The organism is Maritalea mobilis (genome assembly GCF_019800885.1).
Lineage (GTDB): Bacteria > Pseudomonadota > Alphaproteobacteria > Rhodobacterales > Rhodobacteraceae > Roseibacterium > Roseibacterium beibuensis.
In genome coordinates, this window is sequence record NZ_JAHVKE010000001.1 from 1708011 (window position 1) to 1733550 (window position 25540).

Below are 25540 nucleotides of genomic sequence, written 5' to 3' on the forward strand. Positions count from 1 at the left end.
CTTCCAACCGCCTCGTGCAAGCGGCGTTTACTTGCGCAACCGGAGAAACTAGCCTGCCACAGGGTGGCATCCGGTTGCCTTCCAATGTTTTTCGCGCCTCACGGAGGACAAGCTTCGATGATTTCCGCTTTCCGAGCGCTCCGCAACCCGGCCCGAGTGCTGGGCCTTCTGGTCGTTACCGCCTTTCTTGCCGCCTGTCAGGTCGGCGGCGGCCTTGGCGGTGGCTCCGGCCCGCGCGTGAGCGGACAGACGGTGCAGGTTGCCATGCTGCTGCCGATGAGCTCCACCCAGGGTGGCGACGCGATCGTGTCGCGCGGTCTGGAGAACGCAGCACGTCTGGCCGCCGCCGAATTGTCGGGCGTGACCGTGGAAATCAGCGTTTACGACACCGCCGGTCAGGCCGCGACCGCCGCCAACGTGGCGCGCGAGGCCGTTCGCGACGGGGCGGATGTCATCCTCGGGCCGCTGCGCTCGGACGCCGCCGCCGCCGTGGGCGTGGCCGTTGCCGGTTCCAATGTCAGCGTGCTGAGTTTCTCCAACAACACCGAGGTCGCGGGGGGCAACGTCTTTGTCCTTGGGCACACCTTCGCCAACACCGCAACCCGCATGGTCAGCTACGCGGCCCAGCGGGGCAACGGCAACATCGTGCTGGTGCATGCCTCGAACCTTGCCGGTGAAGTGGCGCGTGACGCGGTGCGCAGTGCCGCGGCCCGGTCGGGCGCCAATATCGCGGCGACCATCCCCTACGAATTCTCGCAAACCGGTGTCATCAACGTGGTGCCGCAGGTCGTCGACGCGGTGCGCGAGAACGGGTCGAACGGGCTGATCCTGACCTCGGATTCGGCGGGCGCCCTGCCCTTTTTCGCACAGCTTCTGCCCGAGAACGGGCTCGACACCGAGGCGGTGCAGGTCATGGGCCTGACCCGTTGGGACATCCCGCCGCAAACGCTGGAATTCGCGGGCCTTCAGGGCGGCTGGTTCGCCCTGCCCGATCCGTCGGCCACCGCCGATTTCGAAGCCCGCTACCAGGGCCGCTACGGCGAAGCGCCGCATAACCTTGCGGCCTTGGGATACGACGCGATCCGCGCGGCAGGGGAAACCGCGGCCAATGCCGGACGCCTTGGCGCGGCAGACCTGACCGCAGGAGAATTCCAGGGCGCGAACGGCGTCTTCCGCCTGCTGGCCGATGGCACGATCTCACGCGCCATGGCCATCGCCCAGATCACCGACAACCAGGTGGCCATCATTGACCCCGCCCCAAGACGCCTTAGCGCTCCCGGTTTCTGACCGGAACCCGCGCCTTCCCATCCCGTCCGCACCGGGGGAACTGATCCTCCCCGAAACGGCCATCTTCGACCCCGCCGCGATCCGCGCGCGGGTAGATGCCGCTGTCGAGAATGCCGCCGACACCTCGGCGGTGCGCGGTGCCGCGGTCAAGGTCCTGCAACAGGCGCAGGACGCGGGCCGCGCGGCCATCGCGTCGGCCATCGACACTTCGCCGCTCGCGGCACGGCGGGCGACGCGGGCCTATGCGCATCTCACCGACCAGCTGGTGCGCGAGGTTCTGCACATCGCCCAAACCCACCTGCATCCCAACGCCCTGCCCGGGGACTCGGACCGCATGGCGGTGATGGCCGTGGGTGGTTATGGACGCGGCGAGATGGCGCCCTATTCGGACGTGGACCTTCTCTTTGTGACGCCGTGGAAGATGACGCCCGCCATCGAAACGGTGATCGAGGCGACGCTTTACATGTTGTGGGACCTTCACATGAAGGTCGGGCATGCCAGCCGGACGGTGAAAGAGTGCCTGCGCCTCGGCAAGGACGACATCACAATTCGCACCTCGCTTCTGGAGATGCGGTTTATCTGCGGCGAGGAGGCGATTGCCGACGAGTTGCAAACCGCCCTGCGCGAGCAGCTCTTTGCCAGCACGCTCAGCGAATTCGTCGAGGCCAAGCTGGAGGAACGCAGCACGCGCCACCGCAAGCAGGGCGGCCAGCGCTACATGCTGGAACCTAACGTGAAAGAGGGCAAGGGCGGGCTGCGCGACCTGCAGACGCTTTACTGGATCGCCAAATACCAGCACGGGGTCGAGCGCGCGTCCGAGCTGGTAAAAATCGGCGTCTTCCGCCCCGAGGAATTCGCGGCCTTCGACGCGGCCGAACGGTTCCTGTGGGCCGTGCGCTGCCATTTGCACCTGATCGCGGGGCGGGCGCAGGACCAGTTGACCTTCGACAACCAGGTCGCCGTGGCCGAACGGCTTGGCTATACCGATCATTCCGGGCGCCGCGCGGTCGAGCATTTCATGCAAGACTATTTCCGGCACGGCACGAAGGTCGGCGAACTGACCCGCATCTTCCTGACCGCGTTGGAAGCCGCCCATGTCAAACAGGAACCCGGCATCCTGGGGTTTCTGCGCGGACGGTCGCGACGCAAGAAGCTGAAGCCGGGCTACGGGCTCAAGCAGAACCGCCTGACGGTCGAGGATGACGAGGCGTTCTTCGCCGACAAGCTGAATATCCTGCGCCTGTTCGAGGAAGCGCTGCGGACGGGCTACCTGATCCACCCCGACGCCATGCGCGAGGTCTCCGCGCGGCTCGACCAGATCGACGACAGCATGCGCCGCGACCCCGAGGCGTGCCGCATCTTCCTCGATCTGCTGCTGAAACACGGCAACCCGGAACGCGCGCTGCGGCGCATGAACGAGCTGGGCGTTCTGGCGACCTTCATCCCGGAATTCGCCCCGGTGGTCGCGATGATGCAGTTCAACATGTATCACAGCTACACGGTGGACGAGCACACGATCCAGGTGATCTCGCACCTGGCCCAGATCGAACGCGGCGAATTGGTCGAGGAGCTGCCCGTCGCCTCCGGCATCCTAGAGCGTGGGGTGAACCGCAAGGTGCTCTACGTCGCCTGCCTGCTGCACGATATCGGCAAGGGTCGGAAAGAAGATCACTCCATCGTCGGCGCGCGGATCGCCCGCACGGTTTGCCCGCGATTGGGCCTGAAACCCGCCGAATGCGAGACGGTCGAATGGCTGGTGCGCTATCACCTGCTGATGTCCGACATGGCGCAGAAACGTGACATCGCCGACCCGCGCACGGTGCGCGACTTCGCCAAGGCGGTGAAGACCCGCGACCGGCTGGACCTGCTGACCGTGCTGACGGTCTGCGACATCCGCGGCGTCGGCCCCGGTGTCTGGAACAACTGGAAGGCCACGCTTCTGCGCGGGCTCTACCGGGCGACGGCCTCGGCGCTGGAGACGGGGCTGGAGGATCTCAACCGCGAGAACCTCGAAGGCGAGGCCAAGCGCGCCTTGCGGGCCGCGCTGTCCGAGGAATGGGGCAAGGCCGAGGTCAAGACCGAGATCGACCGCCATTACGGACCCTACTGGCAGGGCCTCGACCTCGCCACGCAGGTCGATTTCGCGCATATGCTGCGCGGCCTCGACCCCGATGAAATCCGAATTGATACGAAAGAAGACGAAGATCGCGATGCCACGCGCGTCTGCTTTGCCCTGTCCGATCACCCGGGCATTTTTTCGAGGCTCGCCGGGGCGTTGAGCCTTGTCGGGGCCAACGTCGTGGACGCGCGCACCTATACGACCAAGGACGGCTACGCGACCGCCGTGTTCTGGGTGCAGGATGCCGAAGGCAGCCCCTACGAGGCCGCGCGACTGCCGCGCCTGAAGGGCATGATCGGCAAGATCCTGAAAGGCGAAGTCGTAACCTCCAAGGCGCTGGAAGGCCGCGACAAGATCAAGAAGCGCGAACGCCCCTTCGACGTGCCCACCAACATCGCCTTCGACAACGAAGGCTCCGAGATCTACACGATCATCGAGGTGGATACACGCGACCGGCCCGGCCTGCTGTATGACCTGACCAAGACGCTGGCGAACAACAACATCTACATCGCCCATGCCGTGATCGCGACTTACGGGGTGCAGGTGGTCGATACCTTCTACGTCAAGGACATGTTCGGCCTGAAGCTCTACACCAAGTCCAAGCAGGAAAGCCTTGAGCGCAAGCTGCGCGACGCCATTGCGCGCGTGGCCGAACGGGCGGGGGCCTGAGCATGAGCCCCGGGCCGCGCCCGATCCGTCTGATCGCGGGTTTCATCACCGTGGGTGGCTGGACCCTGGGCAGCCGCATCCTCGGCTTCGTGCGCGACATCCTGATCGCCGCTTTCATGGGGGTGGGGCCAGTCTCGGAGGCGTTCTTCGTCGCCTTTGCGCTGCCGAACCTTTTCCGACGTTTCTTTGCAGAGGGCGCGTTCAACACCGCCTTCGTGCCGATGTTCTCGAAAAAGCTGGAAGGGGAGGAAGACCCCAAGCGCTTCGCCCGCGATGCCTTTTCGCTTTTGGCGACGGTGCTGATCGCCCTGACGCTGATCGCGCAAGTGGCGATGCCGTGGTTCGTTCTGGGCATGGCCTCGGGCTTTGCGGGGGATGTGCGGTTCGACCTCGCCGTCGATTTTGGGCGTATCGCCTTCGGCTATATCATCTTCATCTCGCTTGCCGCCCTGCTGTCAGGGCTGCTGAACTCCACCGGTCGGTTCGCCGCGGCCGCAGCGGCACCGATCCTGCTGAACGTCATCCTGATCAGCCTGCTGCTTGCCACGGATCAGGGCTGGTTGTCCGGCGTCACGGTCGATGTCGAGGGCGCGGGGCGGGATGCGGAGCTGATCGGCCTGAATTACGGCACCGTCCTGGTCTGGGGCATCCTCTTTGCGGGCGTCGCGCAGATGGCGCTGGTCTGGGTCGCCGCCGCGCGGGCCGGCTATCGCCTGCTGCCGCATTGGCCGCGCCTCACGCCGGACATGAAGAAGCTGGCCGTGATCATGCTGCCCGCGATGCTGGCGGGCGGGGTCGTGCAGATCAACCTGCTTGTGGGCCGCCAGGTGGCGAGTTTCTCGGCAGAGGGGGCGATTTCCTGGCTCAGTTTCGCTGACCGGCTGTATCAATTGCCCCTGGGCGTGGTCGCAATCGCGATCGGCATCGTGCTTTTGCCCGACCTGTCGCGCCGCCTGCAGGCCGGCGACGCCGAGGGGGGGCGCCACGCGCTCAGCCGGGCGGGAGAGATCTGCCTTGCGCTGACCGTGCCTGCAGCCGTGGCGCTGGTCGTCGTGCCCGTGCCGCTTGTCTCCGTCCTGTTCGAACGCGGAGCATTCGAGGCCGACGATACCGCGGCAACCGCCCTGGCGCTGGCGGCCTATGGCCTCGGCCTGCCTGCCTTCGTTCTGCAAAAGGTGCTGCAACCGCTCTATTTCGCGCGCGAGGACACCCGCACGCCGTTCCGGTATGCCTTGGTCGCGATGGTCGTGAACGCGGTCGCAGCGGTGGGCCTTGCCATGGTCATCGGCTTCGTCGGTGCCGCGCTTGGCACCACGCTGGCGGCCTGGGCGATGGTCTGGCTGTTGTTGCGCGGCAAGAGCGGCATGGGCGATGTAGCCCGGTTCGACGACCGCTTCCGCGCACGGATGCCCCGCATCGTCCTTGCATCAATGCTGATGGGCGTCGCACTCTGGATTGCCGCCCTTGTCCTCGGCCCGCTGCTTGGCACGCCGGGGTGGCGGTACATCGGGCTCGCCATTCTCGTCATTGGCGGCGTGGTGACCTATTTCGCGATCGGCCAATGGCTTGGCGCGTTCCGGCTGGCCGAGTTCCGCACGGCGCTGCGCCGCTCCTAACGCTGGCGGAGCTTTCCGAGCACGCGCTGCCAGCCGCCGGGGCTGACGACGAAGGACAGCAGGAACCCGGCCGCAAAGCCCGTCAGATCGGCAACGACATTCCCGAACTCGCCCTGGAGCACACCGAAGATCAGCTGGATCGCCAGAAGCATGCCGATCAGCCCGAAGGCGCGGGCGCGGTTGCCGCCCCGGTGGGTCAGGTCCACCCACATCAGGAAGGTGAACGCCCCGATCAGGCCGTAAACGCCGGGATAGCCGCCAACCAGCGGATAGGGGCTGTTGAGGAAGGTCACGTAGGCCAGGGCCCCGGCCATGGCCGACAGCCAGAAGATCACCACGAAGGCCATGGGCGAAAAGACCTCGGCCACCATCTTGCCGATGGCAAGGATGAAGACGACCACGAATGCCGTATGGACAAAGCCACCATGGATCAGTGGATAGGTGAGAAAGCGCAGCATATGCTCGGGCGGGAAGCTGCGGTTCTCCCACATCCAGTCCGCGACCTGGTCGAGAACGGCGTAGTCCTGCATCGCCGCGATGCGCCAGCCGACACCGCCCTGTCCGCCGAGAAACCCGGCACTCGCGGCCTGAAACAGGAGTTCCAGCCCCCCGATCACCACGGCCAAAGCCACCACGACGGGCGGCAAGGCATTGAAGGGGGAAACGTTGTGGTCTTCCATCGCGGCACGGCCTTCGGTTGACGCCATCTGCCCCCGTGGGTAAGCGATGCCGCGGCGCTTGGCCAGAGGATCGGGCGCCACGTCCGCACAGCAAAGAGCGTCCCATGTCCGAGCCCCAGTTCACCCCGCGCGTTTTCTCCGGCATCCAGCCCTCTGGCGGGCTGACGCTGGGCAACTACCTCGGCGCGATGAAACGCTTCGTGACGATGCAGAACGAAGGCACGCACGAGACGATCTACTGCATGGTCGACCTGCACGCGATCACCGCCAAGCGCCTAGACCCGACCGAATTGCGCAACAACACGCGGGAGCTGTGTGCAGGTTTCATCGCCGCCGGGATCGATCCGGAGAAAAGCGTACTCTTCAATCAGAGCCAGGTGGCCGAGCACACCCAACTGGCCTGGATCTTCAACTGCGTCGCGCGCATGGGCTGGATGGGCCGCATGACCCAGTGGAAAGACAAGGCCGGCAAGAACGCCGAGAATGCCTCGCTCGGGTTGTTCGCCTACCCCGCGCTGATGGCCGCCGATATCCTTGTCTACCACGCGACCCATGTTCCCGTGGGCGAGGACCAGAAGCAGCACCTGGAATTGACGCGCGACATCGCCGCCAAGTTCAACCACGACTACGACGTCGACTTCTTCCCCATCACCGAACCGGTGATCGGGGGGGCGGCAACCCGCGTGATGAACCTGCAGGACGGCACCAGGAAGATGTCCAAGTCCGACCCGTCGGACAAGACGCGCATCAACCTGACCGACAGCGCCGACGCGATCGCCAAGAAGATCCGCAAGGCCAAGACCGACCCCGACCCGCTGCCCGACACGGTGGAGGGGCTGGAGGGACGCCCCGACGCGCGCAACCTCGTCAATATCTACGCCGCGCTGGCCGATATCACGCAGCAAGAGGTTCTGGACCAGCATGCCGGCGCGCTTTTCGGGCATTTCAAGGTCGCGCTGGCCGATGTCGCAGTGGATCAACTCGCCCCGATCTCGACCGAGATGGCGCGGTTGATGGATGACCCGGCCGAGATCGACCGCATCCTCGGACGCGGCGCCGAGCGCGCGCGCGAGATCGCCGCCCCGATCCTCGACCGGACCTACGATATCGTGGGCATGCTGCGCAGCTAGGGGCGCGCGGCGCACTGCACGGATGCACAAATCCGGTGCGCTTGCGTCTGTTTCATTTCGCATCTGCACAATTCATATCTCTGCTCGAAAGAACGGAGATATGCGATGTCCTACACAGCCCACCCCGAGACCCGCGTGGGTCACGTCCACCTCAAGGTGTCCGACCTCGACCGCTCGATCGCCTTCTACCGAGAGGTTCTCGGGCTTGAGCTCATTCAGAAGTTCGGCCACCAGGCCGCCTTCCTGTCCGCGGGCGGCTACCATCACCATGTTGGCCTGAACACCTGGGAAAGCCGTGGCGGCACCCCGCCCGCCCCCGGCACGACCGGCTTGTATCACCTCGCGCTGCTCTACCCCGACCGCCCGGCCTTGGCGCAGGCGCTGAAACAGGCGCTGGAGTCCGGCGTGCGCCTGGACGGCGCCGCCGATCACGGCGTGTCCGAGGCTGTCTATTTCCGCGATCCCGACCAGAACGGGATCGAGCTTTATGTCGACCGCGCGCCGGAAGACTGGCCGCGCGATTCCGACGGAAACATCGAAATGTTCAATGCGCCGTTGGACATACCCGCCCTTCTGTCCGAGGCGTGACGTAACGTCTTTGCGGCATTGCAGCGTTAGCGCCACCGCTGTCATTTGACTTTTACAAACCGATGGTTATGTTTTGCCTATCCTGAAATCGACGATCCTTTTGGGGAGAACCGCCATGAGCACCCACGTGCCTACCGGTCGCCGTCCGGCTGACCGCGTCATGACCCGCCCCACCCGGACCGCCGCCCTTGATGCGCGCGCCGGTGTGGCCCGTGTCCAATCCCGCCCGCTAAAGCGCCCGGCCACCAAGGCAGAGGCGCATAGCAGCGGTGCGTCCATGGAATACCAGCAGGGTTTCACCTCTGGACCTTCCGCCTGATCCGGGCCTAGTCTCGCCCTCGAAATTCGGAGGGCGAGATGGCTACGGGTACGAACATCAAGACATTTTTCGAAGGCGCTTGGCATGATGCGGATGTTCCGATCATGCGGGCAGCCGACCATGGGTCATGGCTGGGCACCACTGTCTTTGATGGCGCGCGCTATGTCGACGGCCTTGCCCCCGACCTGATGGCCCATTGCGAGCGTGTCGTGAACTCGGCCCGCGCGCTGATGCTTCACCCGGCTCAAACCCCGCAGGAAATCTTCGACATCGTCTGGGAAGGCGTGAAACGCTACCCCGAGGACGCCGCGGTGTATATCCGCCCGATGTTCTGGGGCATCGACGGCGGTGCGCTCGGCATCCTGCCGGCTGAGTCGCCCGCGGGCTTCTGCGTGTCGCTGGAAGAGATCCCGATGGCCGATCCCAACAAGACCGTGCGCCTGACCACCACGCAGTTCCGCCGCCCCGTCCTGGCCGACAACGTCTGCAATGCCAAGGCAGGCTGCCTTTACCCGAACAACGCCCGGATGCTGGCCGAGGCCATGTCGAAAGGGTACGACAACGCGCTTGTCGCCGACGCCATGGGCAATGTCGCCGAAAGCGCCAGCGCCAATGTTTTCATGGTGCGCGACGGCGTCATCTACACCCCCATTCCGAACGGCACCTTCCTGCCGGGCATCACGCGCAAACGGCACATCGCGCTGTTGCGCGCCGACGGGCACGAGGTGGTGGAAACCGTTCTGACCTTCGACGATTTCCGCCAGGCCGACGAGGTTTTCCTGACCGGCAACCTCAACAAGGTCACGCCGGTTTCGGAATTCGACGGCACCCATTACCAGCATGGCCCCGTCGCCAAGCGCGCCTACGACCTCTACTGGGAGTGGGCCCGCGCCACGGCCTGACCCCGGCATCATTCCCGTTGCAACACGCCCGTGCCCGCGCCATGCTCGGGCGCGGTAAGGGATGGATCCATGCGCAAGTTTCTCGTCGTACTCGACGACACCCGCGAATGCCTGAACGCAATGCGCTTTGCTGCGATGCGGGCCGCCAATACGGCGGGCGGGGTCGAGATCCTGTCCGTCATTCCGCCGGATGAGTTCAACCACTGGATCGGTGTCGGAGAGGTCATGCGCGCCGAGGCCCGCGAACGGATCGAGGCGCATTACAACGTCTTCGCCAAGTGGATGCGCGACAAACAGGGCGTCGACCCGACCCTCGTGATCCGCGAGGGTGAGCCGGTGGACGAGATCCTGGCCCATATACGCGAAACACCCGAGATCGGCGTGCTGGTGCTGGGTGCCGGGTCGGACAAGGGCGGCCCCGGGCCGCTTGTCACCAAGCTGACCAAGACAGCCGGCACCCTGCCCGTTCCCATCACCATCGTTCCCGTGGAGCTGAGCAAGGAACAGCTTGAACAGATCACCTGAATGGGAAAAGTTTAGAATCATTCCAAACCTTGACTTCGCGGCGCGCGATCCGCATATCTGACGAAACTGATAAGGATCTCGTCCCATGTTCATTCAGACCGAATCCACTCCGAACCCCGCCACGCTGAAATTCCTGCCCGGACAGTCCGTGCTGGAGTCCGGCACCGCGGATTTCCCGTCGGCCGATGCGGCAGGCACCTCGCCGCTCGCGCAGCGCATCTTCGCTGTCTCGGGCGTGACGGGCGTGTTCTTCGGCACCGATTTCGTGACGGTCACCAAGGCCGAGGAAACGGATTGGGATCACGTGAAGCCGGCCATTCTCGGCGCCATCATGGAGCATTTCCAATCCGGCGCGCCGGTGATGGAAGGCGAAGGGCAGGCCGCCGGTGGCCATGCCGATCATGAGGGCGAAGACGCCGAAATCGTGGGCCAGATCAAGACCCTGCTCGACACCCGCGTGCGTCCGGCCGTGGCGCAGGATGGCGGCGACATCACCTTCCACGGGTTTGACCGTGGCGTGGTTTACCTGCACATGCAGGGGGCCTGCGCGGGATGCCCCTCGTCCACGCTGACCCTCAAGATGGGGATCGAGAACCTGCTGCGGCACTACATCCCCGAAGTGGTCGAGGTGCGCCCTGTCACCGTCTGACCCCCTGATCCTGGGCTTCGACACATCGGCCGCGCACTGCGCGGCCGCTTTGCTGTCGGGCAATCGTGTCATCTCGGCGGCCCATGAGGAGATGGGCAAGGGACAGGCCGAACGGCTGATGCCGCTCATCCAGGATGTGCTGGACGAGGCGGGCGTGACCCTCCGCGATCTCGATGCAATCGGTGTCGGGATCGGCCCCGGCAATTTCACCGGCATCCGCATCTCGGTTTCTGCCGCGCGCGGGCTGGCCTTGGCCCTAGGGATTCCGGCGGTGGGCGTCACGCTTCTCGATGCGCTTGCGCTTGACGCGCCGCGCCCGCTGCTGGCCTGCCTCGATGCGCGCAGGGACAACCTCTATTTGCAACGTGTCGCCGACAGCGCCGACCGGGGACCAGACCTCGTGCCGCTGTCCGAGGCGCGGGATTGGGCCCTGCCCGGGATCACCGTTGTCGGCCAGCGCAGCGACGAGGTCGCGCAGTCGATTGGCGCGGCACACGCCCCGGCCGCCCACGCCCCCGCATCTGCCATCGCCCGCATCGCGGCGAAGCGCTGGCAGGACCCGGACCTTCCGCGCCCTGCGCCGCTTTATATCCGCCCTGCCGATGCCGCACCGTCGCGTGAAACCGGCCCCGTGATCCTGCCGGGGTGACCATGACGCCCGAGGCCATGGCAGCGCTCTACGCGGCGGCATTTCCCGACAGCCGCCCGTGGACGGCGACGGAAATCGCCGCCCTGCTTGACCGGCCAAGCACCCATGCCATCACCGCACCGCATGGGTTCGCCCTGATCCAGGTCATCCCGCCCGAGGCCGAACTGCTGACGATCGTCATCGACACCGCCCGGCAGGGCCAAGGTTTGGGACGCGCGCTTCTGGATGAGACGCTGGAGCGTGCCGCGGCACTTGACGCGTCCTGCCTCTTTCTCGAGGTGGACATGACCAACGCACCGGCCCGCGCGCTTTATGGTTCAGCAGGCTTCGAGCAGACCGGCCTTCGCGCGAACTACTACGCACAAGCTGATGGATCACGCAGCGATGCCCTCCTGCTGCGCAAAGCGCTGTCGCCTGCCGCCTGACGCAGCGACACCCCTGCGATACGTCGATCCTATCGGCGCCTCATGGCAGAATCCGGTTGACCCTTCCCCGTCCCTTTGCCCTTAATTCACGCCGAGGATCGTGACGATCTTTGATGCGAGAGGGCTGCCTGCCTCAATGTGCAGCCCCCCACCAACCGGGAGATACACATGAGCATGATGAAGTCCTTCCTCGGCGCGGCCGCCGCGCTGGCAATCACTGCCACGGGCGCGCTGGCCGAACCGGCCCTCGTCTTCGACCTCGGCGGCAAGTTCGACCGCTCCTTCAACGAGGCCGCCTTCAACGGCGCCGAGATGTGGGCCGAGGAAACCGGCGAAAGCTATCGCGAGATCGAGCTTCAGAACGACGCCCAGCGCGAACAGGCGCTGCGCCGCCTGGCCGAGGCCGGGTCCAACCCGATCGTCATGGCCGGTTTCGCCTTTGGCTCGACCCTGGACGTGATCGCGCCGGAATACCCCGACACCAGCTTCGTGATCATCGACGCCGTGGTGGACCAGCCCAACGTGCAGTCGATCATCTTCCAGGAGCATGAAGGCTCCTACCTCGTCGGCATGCTGGCCGCGATGGCCTCGGAAAGCGGCACGGTCGGTTTCGTCGGCGGCATGGACATCCCGCTGATCTCGCGCTTCGCCTGCGGCTATGCCCAGGGCGCCGTGGCCGCCAACCCCGATGCAACCGTTTTGGCCAACATGACCGGCACCACGCCGGCCGCATGGAACGACCCGGTGCGCGGCGGTGAACTGGCCCGCGGCCAGATCGAGCGTGGCGCCGACGTGATCTATGCCGCCGCCGGCGGCACCGGTATCGGCGTTCTTCAGGCCGCCGCCGACGCAGGTGTGTTCGGCATCGGCGTCGACTCGAACCAGAACTACCTGCACCCGGGCTCCATGCTGACCTCGATGCTCAAGCGCGTCGACGTGGCCGTCTACAACGCCTTCACCGCCGGTGAGGAGATCGAACCCGGCCTCGTCGTTCTCGGCCTCGAGGAAGAGGGCGTGGGCTACGCCCTCGACGAATATAACGAAGAACTGATCACCGAAGAGATGATGGCCGCCGTGGACGAAGCGCGCGCCGCGATCATCGCCGGTGATATCGAGGTTCACAATTTCTCGGACGACGGCACCTGCCCCGTGCAGATGCAATAAGGACGGCATGACGCACCGGCAGGGCTTGCCCCCACCGGTGCATGCGCCGAAAAACCGGACCGGGCCGCGGCATGACACGCCCGCGGCCCGTTTCCCATCAGGACACGCCCCCATCCGCCAAAGGGTCGCCCATGACCAGCACACCCCCCGCCATCGAGCTCCGCGGCATCTCCAAGGCCTTCGGCCCTGTGCAAGCCAACAAGGACATCTCGATCTCCGTTCAGCCGGGCACGATCCACGGCATCGTGGGCGAGAACGGCGCGGGGAAATCCACACTGATGTCCATCCTCTACGGCTTCTACAAGGCCGATAAGGGCGAGATTTACATCAACGGACAGCTGACCCCGATCCCCGACAGCCAGGCCGCCATCCGCGCCGGTATCGGGATGGTCCACCAGCATTTCAAGCTGGTCGAGAATTTCACCGTGGTCGAGAATGTCATCCTCGGGGCCGAGGACGGGGCAATGCTGCAGCCCTCGATCTCCAAGGCGCGCAAGCTTCTGACCGACCTCGCCGCCGAATACGGGCTGGAGGTGAACCCCGACGCCAGGATCGAGGATCTGTCCGTTGGCCACCAGCAACGCGTCGAGATCCTCAAACAACTCTACCGCCAGGCCGATATCCTCATCCTTGACGAGCCGACCGGCGTTCTGACCCCTGCCGAAGCCGACCAGTTGTTCCGTATCCTCGAACGGCTGAAGGAAGAGGGGAAGACCATCATCCTGATCACGCACAAGCTGCGCGAGATCATGGAGGTGACCGATACCGTGTCGGTCATGCGGCGCGGGCAGATGACGGCCACGGTCAAGACGTCCGACACCTCGCCTGCCGAACTGGCCGAACTGATGGTTGGCCGCAAGGTGCTGCTGCGGGTCGACAAGGCCCCGGCCAAACCCGGCAAGACCGTGCTGGAGGTCGACAACCTGCGTGTGCGCCATCACGGGGTCGACAAGCTCAAGGGCATCTCCTTCCAGATCCGTGCGGGCGAGATCCTTGGCATCGCTGGCGTTGCGGGGAACGGGCAATCCGAATTGCTGGAGGTGCTGGGCGGCATGATCCCGGCACAGGGCGGAACCGTGCGCATGAACGGCGACGCGATCGACCTGACCGGCGCGAAATCCGACGGGCAGTCGCGCCGCGCCCGTGGCATCGCCCATGTCCCCGAAGACCGGCAGTCGGAAGGCCTGATCATGCCCTACGAGGCGTGGGAAAACATGGCCTTCGGCTATCATCACGACCCGGCCTACCAGGCCAATCGCTTCTTGATGAACAACGCCGCGATCAAGGCCGACACTGCCGAGAAGATGGAGCAATACGACGTCCGCCCGCGCAACCCGCGCCTGCCGGCGCGCAACTTCTCGGGCGGCAACCAGCAAAAGATCGTCGTCGCCCGCGAGATGGAGCGCAACCCCGACCTGTTGCTGGTCGGTCAGCCGACCCGCGGTGTCGATATCGGCGCGATCGAATTCATCCACCGCCAGATCATCGCGCTGCGCGACCAGGGCAAGGCGATCCTGCTGGTCTCGGTGGAACTGGACGAGATCATGGGCCTGTCCGACCGCATCGCGGTCATGTTCGATGGGCAGATCATGGGCGAACGCCTGCCCGACCAAACCGATGAAAACGAGCTGGGCCTGATGATGGCCGGCATGACCAAGGGGGCCGCGTAACCCATGGACAAGATGCCTAAATGGGCCGATGTCATCCTGATCCCGTTGATCAGCGTTATCCTGGCGCTTCTGGTGTCGGGGCTTGTGGTGATCTTCATCGGCGAAAGCCCGATCGAAGCGATGCAGATCATGATCCGTGGTGCCTTCGGCAACGCCTATGGATGGGGCTACACGCTCTTTTACACCACGAATTTCATTTTCACCGGGCTGGCCGTGGCCGTCGCCTTCCATGCCAAGATGTTCAACATCGGGGGCGAGGGGCAGGCCGCGCTCGGGGGCCTCGGTGTTGCGATCATCTGCCTGACGATCCCATGGCCGCACTGGTCCGTCGCGCTGCTGGCCGCCGTGATCGGCTCTGCCGTCTTCGGGGCGGCCTGGGCGGCGATCCCGGCCTACCTGCAGGCAAAACGGGGCAGCCATATCGTGATCACCACGATCATGTTCAACTTCATCGCTTCGGCGTTGTTGGTATATCTGCTGGTCAACGTGTTCCGCGTGCCCGGCTCCATGGCGCCCGAAACCGCCCGCTTCCCCGAGGCGGTGCACCTGCCCAACGCGTCGCAATTCGCGGGCTTCCTCGGGTTCCGCCCGTCAACGCCGCTGAACGTCTCCTTCTTCGTGGCGATCCTTGCCTGCGTCTTCGTCTGGCTGCTGATCTGGCGCACCCGGCTGGGTTACGAGATCCGCGCCTTCGGCCATTCCGAGACCGCCGCCGTCTATGCCGGCATCCACCCGGTCAAGATCGTCATGGTCTCCATGCTGATCTCGGGCGGGCTGGCCGGCATGATGGCGATCAACGGTGTCATGGGCGAGGCCGAGCGGCTGGTGATCGACAACGTGCAGGGCGCGGGCTTCGTCGGCATTGCCGTGGCGCTGATGGGACGGTCGCATCCGGTGGGCGTGTTCCTCGCCGCGCTGCTGTTCGGAGCGCTCTACCAGGGCGGGGCCGAACTGGAATTCGAGATGCCTGCCGTCAGCCGCGAGATGATTGTGGTCATCCAGGCGCTGGTGATCCTGTTCACCGGGGCGCTGGACAACATGGTGCGGATGCCGATGGAGGCCTTCTTCCTCGCCCGTCACCGGCGGCAAGAGGCGGCGGCGGCCGCCGCGGCGCCGAACCCCAAGCCCGACGCGGCCCATACCGGCGCACCAGCCGCCCAACGCGAGGAGTGATCCAATGGATTTCCTGACCATCCTCCAGATCCTCGACTCGACGGTGCGACTGGCCACGCCGCTCTTGCTGGCCTGCCTTGCGGGGCTGTTCTCGGAACGCTCGGGGATTTTCGATATCGGGCTCGAGGGCAAGATGCTGGCCGCAGCCTTCGCCTCGGCAGCCATCGCCTTCGTCACCGGCAGCGCCTGGGCGGGGCTGGCGGCGGGCATCGGGGCCTCGATGATCCTTGCGCTGTTGCATGGGGTGGCCTCCATCACGTTCCGCGGCAATCAGCTGATTTCCGGTGTGGCGATCAACTTCCTCGCAGCAGGCCTGTCGGTCGTGATCGCACAAACCGCGTTCCGCCAGGGCGGCCGTACACCTGCGCTGACCGGCGATGCCCGGTTCACCGAGATCACCCTGCCTTTCGCCGACGCGGTCGCGGATGTCCCGGTGATCGGGCCGATCTATGCCAACCTGATCTCGGGCCACTCCATCCTTGTCTATGTCGCGCTGCTGATCGTGCCGCTGACATGGTGGGTGTTGTTCCGCACACGCTTTGGCCTGCGCCTGCGCGCCGTGGGCGAGAACCCCGCCGCTGTCGACACCGCCGGTATCTCGGTCGTCGGCCTGCGCTATGCCGCCGTGCTGATCTGCGGCGTTCTGTGCGGGATCGCGGGGGCCTATCTTGCCACGTCGCTTTCCGCCGGGTTCGTGAAGGACATGAGCGCGGGGCGCGGCTTCATCGCGCTGGCGGCCCTGATCTTTTCGAAATGGCGGCCCTGGTACGCCTTGATGGCCTGCCTGCTCTTCGGCCTGCTCGACGCGGTGGGCAACCGCTACCAGAATATCCAGTTGGGCGATTTCGTGATCCCGGTCCAGTTCATGCAGGCGCTGCCCTACATCCTGACCGTCATCATCCTTGCCGGGTTCGTGGGCCGGGCCATTCCGCCGCGTGCGGGCGGCGAGCCTTACGTGAAAGAGCGCTGACCGTTCCGCGTTTCGCCTGCGAAAGGCGGGAGGCCTTCCCGCCTTTCCGAGCTTTCGCGATGTGAGCAGTCTAGCCACAGGTATGGCCCCGCGTTACATCTGTAAGGGCGCAGAACGGGAAGCCGCCCATGCAAATCTACCTGCCCATTGCCGAGGTCAGCGTGAACGCGTTTCTGCTGCTTGGCCTTGGCGGGCTGGTGGGGATCCTGTCCGGCATGTTCGGCGTGGGCGGCGGGTTCCTTCTGACGCCCTTGCTTTTTTTCATCGGCATCCCGCCCGCCGTTGCGGTGGCGACCCAGTCGAACCAGATCGTCGCATCCTCGATCTCGGGCGTTCTGGCGCATTTCCGACGAAAGACCGTGGATCTGAAAATGGGCGTGGTGCTGCTGATCGGCGGCCTTGTCGGGGCCGGCGCGGGCGTGCAGATCTTCGCGCTGCTCACCCGGTTGGGCCAGGTCGATCTGGCGGTGCAGCTTTGCTACGTCGTCTTCCTTGGGGTGATCGGCGGTCTGATGCTGATCGAGAGCCTGAAGGCCTTGAAACGGTCCCGGATTCCCGGTGGAGCACCGCCGCCCAAACGCAGGCATATCGGCTGGATCCACGGGCTGCCCTTCAAGATGCGGTTCCGCACCTCTGGCCTCTATATCTCGGCGATCCCGCCGCTGGTGGTGGGCCTTCTGGTTGGCATCCTCGCCGCTGTCATGGGCGTGGGCGGGGGCTTTATCATGGTCCCGGCGATGATCTACCTGCTGGGCATGCCCACCAAGGTCGTGGTCGGCACCTCGCTGTTCCAAATCATCTTCGTGACCGGCTTTGCGACGATCATGCACGCCACGACGAACTACACCGTCGATATGGTGCTGGCGCTTCTTCTGATCGTGGGCGGGGTGATCGGCGCCCAGATCGGCACAACGATCGGCGTGAAGATGAAGGCCGAGCAGTTGCGCATCCTTCTGGCGCTGATGGTTTTGGGGGTCTGCGGCAAGATCGCGCTGGACCTGCTGCTCTATCCCAATGACCTCTATTCGCTGGCCGAGGTGATCCAATGATCCGGCGCCTCGCGATCCTGCTTGCGGCGCTGGTCGCCTTTGCCACGCCAGCCATGGCCGAACGGGTTGTCGCCGGCCTCAGCCGCGACGCGATCTCGATCACCACGAATTTCGAAGGCTCCGAGATCCTGATTTTCGGCGCGGTCAGCCGAGAGGCCCCCGCCCCCGAAGGCGCACCGCTGGAGGTCATCATCACGGTCGAGGGGCCAAGCCGCCCCGTGACCGTCCGCCGCAAGGAGCGCCGGTTCGGCATCTGGGTGAACACGGACGCGGCGGACGTGGACTCGGCCCCGACCTTTTACGCCGTGGCCAGCACCTCGCCCATGGCGATCGCGCTGACACAGACCGAGGATTTGCGCCACCGCATCTCGATCCCGCGCGCGATCCGCGCCGTCGGCGTCGATGTCGGCGATCTTTCGAATTTCACAGACGCGCTGATCCGGCTGCGCATGGACGATCGGCTTTACCAGTTGAACGAAGGCGCGGTGACACTGCGCGACGAAACCTTGTTCGACACCTCGATCCGGCTGCCGGCGAACCTGACCGAGGGCGATTACCGCACCCGGATTTTCCTGACCCGGGACGGCGAGGTGATCGACGCATTCGAGACCGACATCGCCGTGCGCAAGGTCGGGCTGGAACGCTTGATCTACAACCTCGCCCACCAGCAACCCCTGGTCTACGGCATCCTGTCACTGATTATCGCAATCGCCGCCGGTTGGGGCGCTTCGGCAGCCTTCCGCTTTCTGCGCAGCTGAGGGACCCGGGGGGGCTCTGCCCCCGCACCCCCGGAGTTTTCTGGCCAAGATGAAGGGGTGGGTTGGAGCTATCCGCGCCCGACATAGGGCATTTTCGTCGCCATGATCGTCTGGAACAGGACATTGGCCGAGAGCGGCAGGTCGGCCATGCCCAGAACTGCGTCAGCCACGTGGTCCACGTCCATCATCGGTGGCGGGGCCTTGCCCGCTGCGACAGCAGCCTCGGCGATGCCGCGCAGAAGGTCGGTTTCAGCGTTGCCGATATCGATTTGACCACAGGCGATATCGAAAGGCCGTCCATCGAGCGCGATCTGCCGGGTCAGGCCGGTGACGCCATGTTTCGTCGCCGTGTAGGGGGCGGCGCCTTCGCGCGGGACATGGGCGGAAATCGATCCGTTGTTGATGATGCGCCCGCCCTGCGGGGCCTGCCTGCGCATTAGGCGAAAGGCCATGCGCGCGCACAGGAACATGCCTGTCAGGTTGACGTCGACCGCACGTTTCCAATCGTCGACGGCGATCTCGTCGATCGGAGCCGCCGGGGTGAAGATGCCCGCGTTGTTGAAAAGCAGGTCGAGGCGCCCCTGCCCTTCGACGAAGTCGTGAAAGGCAACCTGCACGGCATCGGGGTCGGCAACGTCGCAAGGCAGCGCCACGGCGCGGTCATGGCTGGCGGCGATGGCTTCGAGCGGATCGGCACGCCGCGCGATCAGACCGACGGTCCACCCCGCGCCGAGGAGCTTTTCGGCCACGGCGCGGCCAATCCCAGCGCTGGCCCCGGTGACGATGGCGGTTTTCATGGGGTCTCCTCCTGTGCTTCGAGGGCGAGGGGGGCGGCGGGCGCGACAAGATCGTCTGTGCGCAACTCGGCCTTGGGGCGCGACAGGCGGTAGCGTGTGACCCAGATCAGGCGTTCCTCGGCGCGGGTGATGGCGACATAGGCCAACCGTTTCCACAGCGCCTGACCGGCTTCCATCCGGCCTGCGCGCGAGGCGGCATAGAGATCGGGTGCGAAAACCTGCACCTCGGGCCATTGCGAACCCTGCGCCTTGTGGATCGTCACCGCTGCCCCATGCAGAAAGGCCGCGCCCATGCGGGCGGCATAAGGAATGAAGGGTTCTTCCTCGTCGGGTTTCTCGATCTTGACGATGGAGGCGGCGGAGAAGCGCGGGTTCTCGGCCCCGATCACGTGCAGCCGTGAAAAGCCGGGCTTGGAGCCGGGGCCGAGATAGATCACCGGGGCGCCCTTGATCAGGCCGCGCGCTTCGAGGTCGATGCGTTTCTTGCGGTGCTTGAGCGGCAGTTCGATCCCGTCGCAGATCAGGGGCTCGCCCGGCAGAAGCGCGTCCTCGGGCGCACCATGGGCCGCGCGGAAGGCCGCGATGAGGCGGATGCGGGTCGCGTTGCGCCAGACGAGCACGGGGCTGCGGGCCATCATGTCGCTGTCGACGCGCGGCGCCACCTGCACGCGGTCGTCCCGGGCGGCGGCATCCTCGACCATGCGCTCGAACCGCTCGAAACTGAGGTCCGGGTCGCCCAGCGCATGCGCCAGATCGAGGATCGGATTGTCGGCGTCCTGCCGGTGGATGCGGCGCAGTTCCAGCTTCTTCTCGGGGCTGAAGCGGTCGAACACCATCTGGCCGGACTGTCCAACCGGGGCCAGCTGCGCCGGGTCACCGAAGAGAACAAGCATCGGGAAGATCTCGCACAGATCCTCGAACTGCTTTTCATCCAGCATCGAGGATTCGTCGATCAGCCCGATGTCGAGCGGGTCGTCGCGCCGTTTCCAGCCGGTGATGAAATCGGACCCGCGCAGCCCGGCGGCGGCTAGCGCGGCGGGCACGGATTTATGCACCTCGTAGACGGCCTTGGCGCGATCCAGCGCCTCGTCCGTCAGCGCCTCGATCTCGGGGCGGTCGCCCTGCCCCGCAAGCCATTCCGCGACCTTCTCGTATTCCGGGTCATAGACCGGCGTGTAGAGGATGCGGTGGATCGTGGTCGCAGGCACCCCGCGCAGGCGCAACACGCTGGCGGCCTTGTTGGTGGGGGCCAGAACGGCGACGGTGCGGCGTTCGCGACGGCGTTTGCCCTCCCAATCGCCCGAGACGATATCGACGCCAGCGGCCTCCAGGCTTTTGACGAGTTCCGCCAAGAGCAGCGTCTTGCCCGATCCGGCCTTGCCGACGACGGCGAGAACGGTCGACTTCCCCTCGACCGCCGGGGTGAGCGTTTCGTGGTCGAGGTCCACGCCCATCCCGCGCAGCGCCTCGGCGATGCGGTCATGGGCGTGGGCTTGATCGTCGGAAAAGGGCATGGGCACGGTCATGGACGGACCCTACCCAAGCCCGACCACGGGCGCGAGGGCGAAACGCGTCGCGGGTCAGCTCACTTGACGTTCAACTCGCGCGGCAGGGAGGAAAAACACTCGTGCCCCTGCTCAGTGATGAGGATCGGTTCGGTGATCTCGATCCCGCCATCATCGAGCCAGAGCGCGGGCATGAAGTGGAAAGTCATGCCCGGTTCCAGAACGGTCTTGTCGCCACGGCGGAAACTCATGGTCCGCTCGCCCCAGTCGGGCGGATAGCTGAGACCGATGGCATAGCCGCAGCGCCCGTCTTTTTCAAAGCCCAAGCGATTGAGCGTCGTGTTGAACGCGATGGCGATATCCTCGCAGGTGTTGCCGGGCTTGGCGGCCTCCAACGCCATCTCGGTCGCCTCGACCACGGCCTTTTCGGCCTCGCGGAACTTGTCGGGGATGTGGCCCAGGAACAGCGTGCGCGATTGAGGGCAATGGTAGCGGCGATAGCAGCCGGCGATCTCGAAAAAGGTCGACTCGCCCTCGCGCATGGGCTGTTCGTCCCATGTCAGGTGGGGTGCCGTCGCGTCGATGCCCGAAGGCGTCATGGGCACGATGGCCGGATAGTCGCCCCAGTGCCCCTCGGCCCCCTCGACCCCGGCGCGGTAGATCTCGGCCACCAGCCGGTTCTTGGGCAGGCCCGGTTCGGCCACCTCCAGGATGGTGCGGTGCATATGCTCGACGATCCGGGCGGCGCGGCGCATGTACTCGATCTCGGCGGGGGATTTCACGGCGCGCTGCCAGTTGACGAGGCCGGTGGCGTCGATCAACTCCGCCTCGGGCAGTTCCTTCACCAGCACCTGATGGGCGGCGGCAGAGTAGTAGTAGTTGTCCAGTTCCACGCCGATCCGCCCCTTGGACCCGCCCTGTTGGCGGATCAGCTCGGCCAGCGTCTCATGCGGGTGCTTCTCGGGGTTCTGCACATAGGTGTCATCGTAGCCGTGAACGGCCTCGTCCTCCATCCAGACCGTGCGCAGCGCCCCGCGTGTGTCGATCCCGCGCCCCCACCAGAACGGATCGCCCGACAAGCCCAGTAGCACCGCCTGGTGCACGTAGAAGGACCAGCCGTCATAGCCCGAGAGCCACGCCATGTTTGACGGGTCGGTGACGATGATCCAGCCGAGTCCCCGCTTTTCCATCTCGGCGCGGGTGCGCGCGATGCGGATCTGGTATTCTTCGGTCGGGAAGTTGTAGATGCGAGAGACCATCGGCGCGTCTTTCAGGTTCGTGAACAGGGCTCGGCCACGTCACCGCGGAACGCCATCGGGTGCAATGCCAAAGCCGACCGCCCCACGCAAATGCGCGACCTTTCAGTCGGATACCGGGCAGTATGCCCGTTCAGCGGGCGGCCTGCCAATGCCGTGCCTCTCCTGCGGCAGATGCACCGCCCCGGGTTGCGTTTTGCCCCGCCCTCACGTTTGACTGCGCCCAAATCGAAAAGGAGTCTCCCGAATGCTGACCAATGACGAACTCGCGAAATGGGATCGCGAAAGCTTCATGCACCCCTCGACGCACCTTGCGCAGCACGCGCGGGGCGAGGCACCGGGCAAGATCATCAAGACAGCCGAGGGCTGTTTCATCACCGATCGTGACGGCAACCGGATGCTGGATGCCTTCGCCGGGCTTTACTGCGTGAATATCGGCTATGGACGGCAGGAGGTGGCCGAGGCCATCGCCGATCAGGCGCGCGAACTGGCCTATTACCACGCCTATGTCGGCCACGGCACCGAGGCCTCGGTCACGCTGGCCCACATGGTGATGGAGCGTGCACCGGATCACATGTCCAAGGTCTATTTCGGCCTTGGCGGATCGGACGCCAACGAGACCAACATCAAGCTGGTCTGGTACTACAACAACATCCGCGGCCTGCCGCAGAAGAAAAAGATCATCTCGCGCTGGCGCGGCTATCACGGCTCGGGGTTGATGTCGGGCTCGCTGACCGGCCTGACGCTCTTCCATCAGAAATTCGACCTGCCGCTCGACACGGTGCTGCACACCACCTCGCCCTATTACTACCGGCGCGATGACCTGTCCCTGTCCGAGGAGCAGTTCACCGCGAAATGCGCCGCCGACCTGGAAGAGATGATCGAGCGCGAGGGTGCCGACACCATCGCCGCTTTCATCGCCGAGCCGATGCTGGGCACGGGCGGGATCGTGCCGCCGCCCGCCGGCTACTGGCAGGCCATCGAGCCGATCCTGCGCAAGCACGATATCCTTCTGATCGCGGACGAGGTCGTGACCGGCTTTGGGCGTCTGGGGTCGATGTTCGGCAGCCCGCATTACGGCATCACGCCCGACATCATGACCATCGCCAAGGGCCTGACCAGCGCCTACGCGCCGCTGTCGGGGTCCATCCTGTCCGACAAGGTCTGGAAGGTGCTGGAACAGGGCACCGATGAAAACGGCCCCATCGGCCACGGCTGGACCTACTCGGCGCACCCGATCGGGGCGGCGGCCGGGGTTGCAAACCTCAAACTGGTCGACAGCCTGAACCTTGTGCAGAACGCGGGCGAGGTCGGCCCTTACCTGACCAAGACCATGGCCGAGGCCATCGGCGAGCATGCCAATGTCGGCGAAGTGCGCGGCGAAGGGATGCTGACCGCCGTGGAACTGGTCAAGGATCGCGACAGCCGCACCTTCTTTGATGCCGCCGACAAGATCACCCCGCAGGTGGTCGCGGCGATGGGCCGTCGCGGCGTCGTGGCCCGCGCCATGCCGCAGGGCGATATTATCGGCTACGCCCCGCCGCTCTGCCTCTCGCGCGAGGAAGCCGACACGGTGGTTCAGGCCACCGCCGACGCGATCAAGGAAGTGCTGGGCTAACCACAGGCCCACACCGGGGAAGGCGCCCACAGCCTTCCCCCTTTACCCCTTTCCCCCGGCGCGGTTACATGACCGCGCTTTTCTTTTCCGATTTCGATCACGTCACGATTGCCGATGCCCGACCCTGCCCTGACCTGCCCGAATTGCGGCTATGGATTTCCCGAGCTTCGGCACTCCACACGCATGTTCGATTGCCCAGCCTGTGGCACGACCCTCTTTCGCGGGCAGGACGCGCTTGCCCCGATGGGCGATCACGGAGTGATGCACGAAACCCCGATGCTGTTCGGGATCGGCGACGCGGTCTGGGCCGACGGGACGCAATTCGAGGTCGTGGGCCATGCCCGTTTCGACTATGGTCGCGGCTTCTGGGACGAGATGTGGGCGCTCGATGGCAACGGCGATGGCGCATGGCTGTCGATCGATGAAGGTGATGTCGTGCTGCAACGCGCCTTTCCGCCCGGGTCCGGCCCGCGCCAACCCGACCCGCTGCCTGTTGGCCATGACTTCACGTATCAAGGCCGAAAATACACCGTGACCGAAGCCGACTTGGCCAAATGCGTCGCGATCCGTGGCGAGTTTCCCGAAGTTCTGGAAATCGGTGAGCAACATCTCTTCATCAACGCCGCTGGCCGCGACGGGGAGGTGCTGTCTGGCGAGTTCTGGGACGGCGTGCATCAATGGTTCGAAGGCGTCTGGCTTGATCCCTTCACCCTCACGGTGCGGTCGGGCGCATGACACGGGCAGACGCGCTTTCCTCGATCAACTGTACGCAGTGCGGGGCCGGCCTCTCGGTTCTGGGCGGCGGGCGCGTCCTGTCGCATGTCTGCGGCTATTGCGGCGCGGTCCTCGACACGCAGGATAATTACAAGATCCTGACCTCGATCGGGAAACGCGACCATCCCGACAGCCCGGTCAAGATCGGCATGAGCCTGACATACCGGGACGTACCCTTCACCGTGATCGGTACGCTCGGCATGAGTGAAACCTATCGCGGACGCACATGGCGTTGGGTCGAACACCAGCTTTTCTCACCCACCCATGGCTACGCCTGGTTGAGTTGGGAGGACGGCCATGTCCTGTTCACCCGCAAGATCCGCGATTTCAACATGGGCCATTGGCTGAGTTCCGGCACCGTGGAACGGGCCGAGACTCCACCGACGCGCCAGTATGCGGGCGAGCGCTACAAGTATTACGAGACGACGGTCGCGCAGATCGACTTCATGGAAGGCGAATTCAACTGGGTGCCGCGGATCGGCGAGACCACTGAAACGATCACCCTGTTGGGCCCCTCGGCCATGCTGTCGCTCACCCGCAGCGAGACCGAGCGCGAGGTGGAACTTACGACACTGATGGACCGTGACACGGTTCTTTCGGAACTCGGCTTGGATGCGGCGGCCATCGGTTCGGCCCAGCGCCACGCGTTGACCCCCTACAAGCCGATGCGAGAAGAAGGGTTCCTACGCCGATCCTTGCTGGCCTCCGCCATCGGAGCCGTTGTGCTTGCCGTCACGCTCTCCGGCGGCAGCGGATCGGTCGTGATGCCGCCCACGCGCGTTCCCGTCGACAGCCTTCCCAAGAATTTCAGCTTCGACGTGACGAATGCCTCGCAACTCAGCATCATCAGCTTGCAGGGCAACGCGGATAACGGGTGGTCTGCCTTCTCCGCCGAAGTCGCTGGCCCAAGCGGGGAACCCCTTACCGCCGGTGTGGGCGTGGTCGAATACTACCAGGGGATTGAGGATGGCGAGCGCTGGAGCGAAGGCTCGAACAGCGACAGAATCCGGTTCCGCCCCGCCGAGACGGGAACACACACGATCACGCTGACCCTCGAAGAAGACGGCACGGAAGGTTTGCGCGGGCGCCCGGCCAGCACCGTCACGCTCAGCGTCGAAGAAGGCAAGATCAGCGCGTTCTGGCTGATCATCGCGGCCGTGCTGTTCGGGCTTGGCTGGATGGCCGTCACCGCGCGGCGTTCTGTCTACCACGCACGCCGGTTTGCCGGGTCGGACTGGTCGGACTAGG

Annotated in this window: 24 protein-coding genes; 20 read left to right on the forward strand and 4 right to left on the reverse strand. The window is 65.2% G+C overall.

Annotated elements, in window-relative coordinates; genetic code table 11:
* Positions 1-117: 117 nt before the first annotated feature.
* The 3 genes from KUV65_RS08280 to murJ are packed head-to-tail and all read left to right on the forward strand — an operon-like array spanning position 118 to position 5691.
* On the forward strand, positions 118-1287 hold the full coding sequence (locus tag KUV65_RS08280; RefSeq protein WP_222189324.1) for a penicillin-binding protein activator: 1170 nt from the start codon (positions 118-120) through the stop codon (positions 1285-1287).
* Positions 1247-4075 carry a [protein-PII] uridylyltransferase gene (locus tag KUV65_RS08285; RefSeq protein ID WP_222189325.1) on the forward strand — a complete coding sequence of 943 codons (2829 nt, stop codon included), beginning with the start codon at positions 1247-1249 and terminating at the stop codon, positions 4073-4075. Before KUV65_RS08280 ends, KUV65_RS08285 begins: the two co-directional genes overlap by 41 nt.
* A 2-nt stretch (positions 4076-4077) precedes the next feature.
* Positions 4078-5691 (forward strand): murein biosynthesis integral membrane protein MurJ, encoded by a 1614-nt coding sequence (gene murJ, locus KUV65_RS08290; protein WP_222189326.1) that lies wholly within the window; start codon positions 4078-4080, stop codon positions 5689-5691.
* On the opposite strand, the gene KUV65_RS08295 is transcribed toward murJ, so the two are convergent.
* Complete coding sequence (locus KUV65_RS08295) at positions 5688-6398, reverse strand: rhomboid family intramembrane serine protease (RefSeq protein WP_222189327.1); 711 nt, start codon at positions 6396-6398, stop codon at positions 5688-5690. The two genes, murJ and KUV65_RS08295, sit on opposite strands and share 4 nt — an antisense overlap.
* A 77-nt stretch (positions 6399-6475) precedes the next feature.
* Here KUV65_RS08295 and trpS point away from each other — a divergent pair, with 77 nt between their 5' ends.
* From trpS to KUV65_RS08365, 14 genes are all read left to right on the forward strand, one after another.
* Positions 6476-7501, forward strand: a complete 1026-nt coding sequence (gene trpS, locus KUV65_RS08300) for a tryptophan--tRNA ligase (RefSeq protein WP_222189329.1) — start codon at positions 6476-6478, stop codon at positions 7499-7501.
* Positions 7502-7606: 105 nt separating this feature from the next.
* Positions 7607-8089 (forward strand): VOC family protein, encoded by a 483-nt coding sequence (locus tag KUV65_RS08305; protein ID WP_222189331.1) that lies wholly within the window; start codon positions 7607-7609, stop codon positions 8087-8089.
* Between the two features lie 115 nt (positions 8090-8204).
* On the forward strand, positions 8205-8408 hold the full coding sequence (locus tag KUV65_RS08310; protein ID WP_222189333.1) for a hypothetical protein: 204 nt from the start codon (positions 8205-8207) through the stop codon (positions 8406-8408).
* A gap of 38 nt (positions 8409-8446) precedes the next feature.
* On the forward strand, positions 8447-9310 hold the full coding sequence (locus KUV65_RS08315) for a branched-chain amino acid aminotransferase (protein ID WP_222189335.1): 864 nt from the start codon (positions 8447-8449) through the stop codon (positions 9308-9310).
* A gap of 69 nt (positions 9311-9379) precedes the next feature.
* A complete protein-coding gene (locus KUV65_RS08320) occupies positions 9380-9835 on the forward strand; it encodes a universal stress protein (RefSeq protein WP_222189337.1) in 456 nt (151 codons plus the stop codon).
* A gap of 85 nt (positions 9836-9920) precedes the next feature.
* Positions 9921-10484, forward strand: a complete 564-nt coding sequence (locus KUV65_RS08325) for a NifU family protein (RefSeq protein WP_222189339.1) — start codon at positions 9921-9923, stop codon at positions 10482-10484.
* Positions 10485-10494: 10 nt separating this feature from the next.
* On the forward strand, positions 10495-11133 hold the full coding sequence (gene tsaB, locus KUV65_RS08330) for a tRNA (adenosine(37)-N6)-threonylcarbamoyltransferase complex dimerization subunit type 1 TsaB (protein WP_261331713.1): 639 nt from the start codon (positions 10495-10497) through the stop codon (positions 11131-11133).
* A gap of 2 nt (positions 11134-11135) precedes the next feature.
* Entirely contained in the window at positions 11136-11558 is a 423-nt protein-coding gene (locus KUV65_RS08335) for a GNAT family N-acetyltransferase (protein ID WP_222189346.1), read from the forward strand.
* Positions 11559-11732: 174 nt separating this feature from the next.
* Entirely contained in the window at positions 11733-12722 is a 990-nt protein-coding gene (locus KUV65_RS08340) for a BMP family lipoprotein (protein WP_222189689.1), read from the forward strand.
* A gap of 131 nt (positions 12723-12853) precedes the next feature.
* Positions 12854-14392 carry an ABC transporter ATP-binding protein gene (locus tag KUV65_RS08345; protein ID WP_222189348.1) on the forward strand — a complete coding sequence of 513 codons (1539 nt, stop codon included), beginning with the start codon at positions 12854-12856 and terminating at the stop codon, positions 14390-14392.
* 3 nt (positions 14393-14395) lie between these two features.
* A complete protein-coding gene (locus KUV65_RS08350) occupies positions 14396-15565 on the forward strand; it encodes an ABC transporter permease (RefSeq protein ID WP_222189350.1) in 1170 nt (389 codons plus the stop codon).
* Between the two features lie 4 nt (positions 15566-15569).
* The gene (locus tag KUV65_RS08355) at positions 15570-16535 is read left to right on the forward strand and encodes an ABC transporter permease (RefSeq protein WP_222189351.1); all 966 of its coding nucleotides are present in this window, start codon (positions 15570-15572) and stop codon (positions 16533-16535) included.
* 128 nt (positions 16536-16663) lie between these two features.
* Positions 16664-17584: a sulfite exporter TauE/SafE family protein gene (locus tag KUV65_RS08360; protein WP_222189353.1), complete on the forward strand. Its 921-nt coding sequence runs from the start codon at positions 16664-16666 to the stop codon at positions 17582-17584.
* Positions 17581-18342 (forward strand): TIGR02186 family protein, encoded by a 762-nt coding sequence (locus KUV65_RS08365; protein WP_261331622.1) that lies wholly within the window; start codon positions 17581-17583, stop codon positions 18340-18342. Before KUV65_RS08360 ends, KUV65_RS08365 begins: the two co-directional genes overlap by 4 nt.
* A gap of 68 nt (positions 18343-18410) precedes the next feature.
* On the opposite strand, the gene KUV65_RS08370 is transcribed toward KUV65_RS08365, so the two are convergent.
* Genes KUV65_RS08370 through KUV65_RS08380 form a run of 3 tightly spaced genes read right to left on the reverse strand, consistent with a single transcriptional unit; the run spans position 18411 to position 21903 of the window.
* On the reverse strand, positions 18411-19139 hold the full coding sequence (locus tag KUV65_RS08370) for an SDR family oxidoreductase (RefSeq protein ID WP_222189355.1): 729 nt from the start codon (positions 19137-19139) through the stop codon (positions 18411-18413).
* Entirely contained in the window at positions 19136-20665 is a 1530-nt protein-coding gene (locus tag KUV65_RS08375) for an ATP-dependent DNA helicase (protein WP_222189357.1), read from the reverse strand. The genes KUV65_RS08370 and KUV65_RS08375 overlap by 4 nt, the downstream gene beginning before the upstream one ends.
* A gap of 59 nt (positions 20666-20724) precedes the next feature.
* Positions 20725-21903 (reverse strand): M24 family metallopeptidase, encoded by a 1179-nt coding sequence (locus KUV65_RS08380; RefSeq protein ID WP_222189359.1) that lies wholly within the window; start codon positions 21901-21903, stop codon positions 20725-20727.
* A 244-nt stretch (positions 21904-22147) separates the two neighbouring features.
* On the opposite strand from KUV65_RS08380, the gene KUV65_RS08385 reads away from it, so the two are divergent.
* From KUV65_RS08385 to KUV65_RS08395, 3 genes are all read left to right on the forward strand, one after another.
* Positions 22148-23518, forward strand: a complete 1371-nt coding sequence (locus tag KUV65_RS08385) for an aspartate aminotransferase family protein (RefSeq protein WP_222189361.1) — start codon at positions 22148-22150, stop codon at positions 23516-23518.
* A gap of 114 nt (positions 23519-23632) precedes the next feature.
* On the forward strand, positions 23633-24253 hold the full coding sequence (locus KUV65_RS08390; protein ID WP_222189363.1) for a DUF4178 domain-containing protein: 621 nt from the start codon (positions 23633-23635) through the stop codon (positions 24251-24253).
* Positions 24250-25539 (forward strand): DUF4178 domain-containing protein, encoded by a 1290-nt coding sequence (locus KUV65_RS08395; protein WP_222189365.1) that lies wholly within the window; start codon positions 24250-24252, stop codon positions 25537-25539. Before KUV65_RS08390 ends, KUV65_RS08395 begins: the two co-directional genes overlap by 4 nt.
* Position 25540 lies beyond the last annotated feature (1 nt).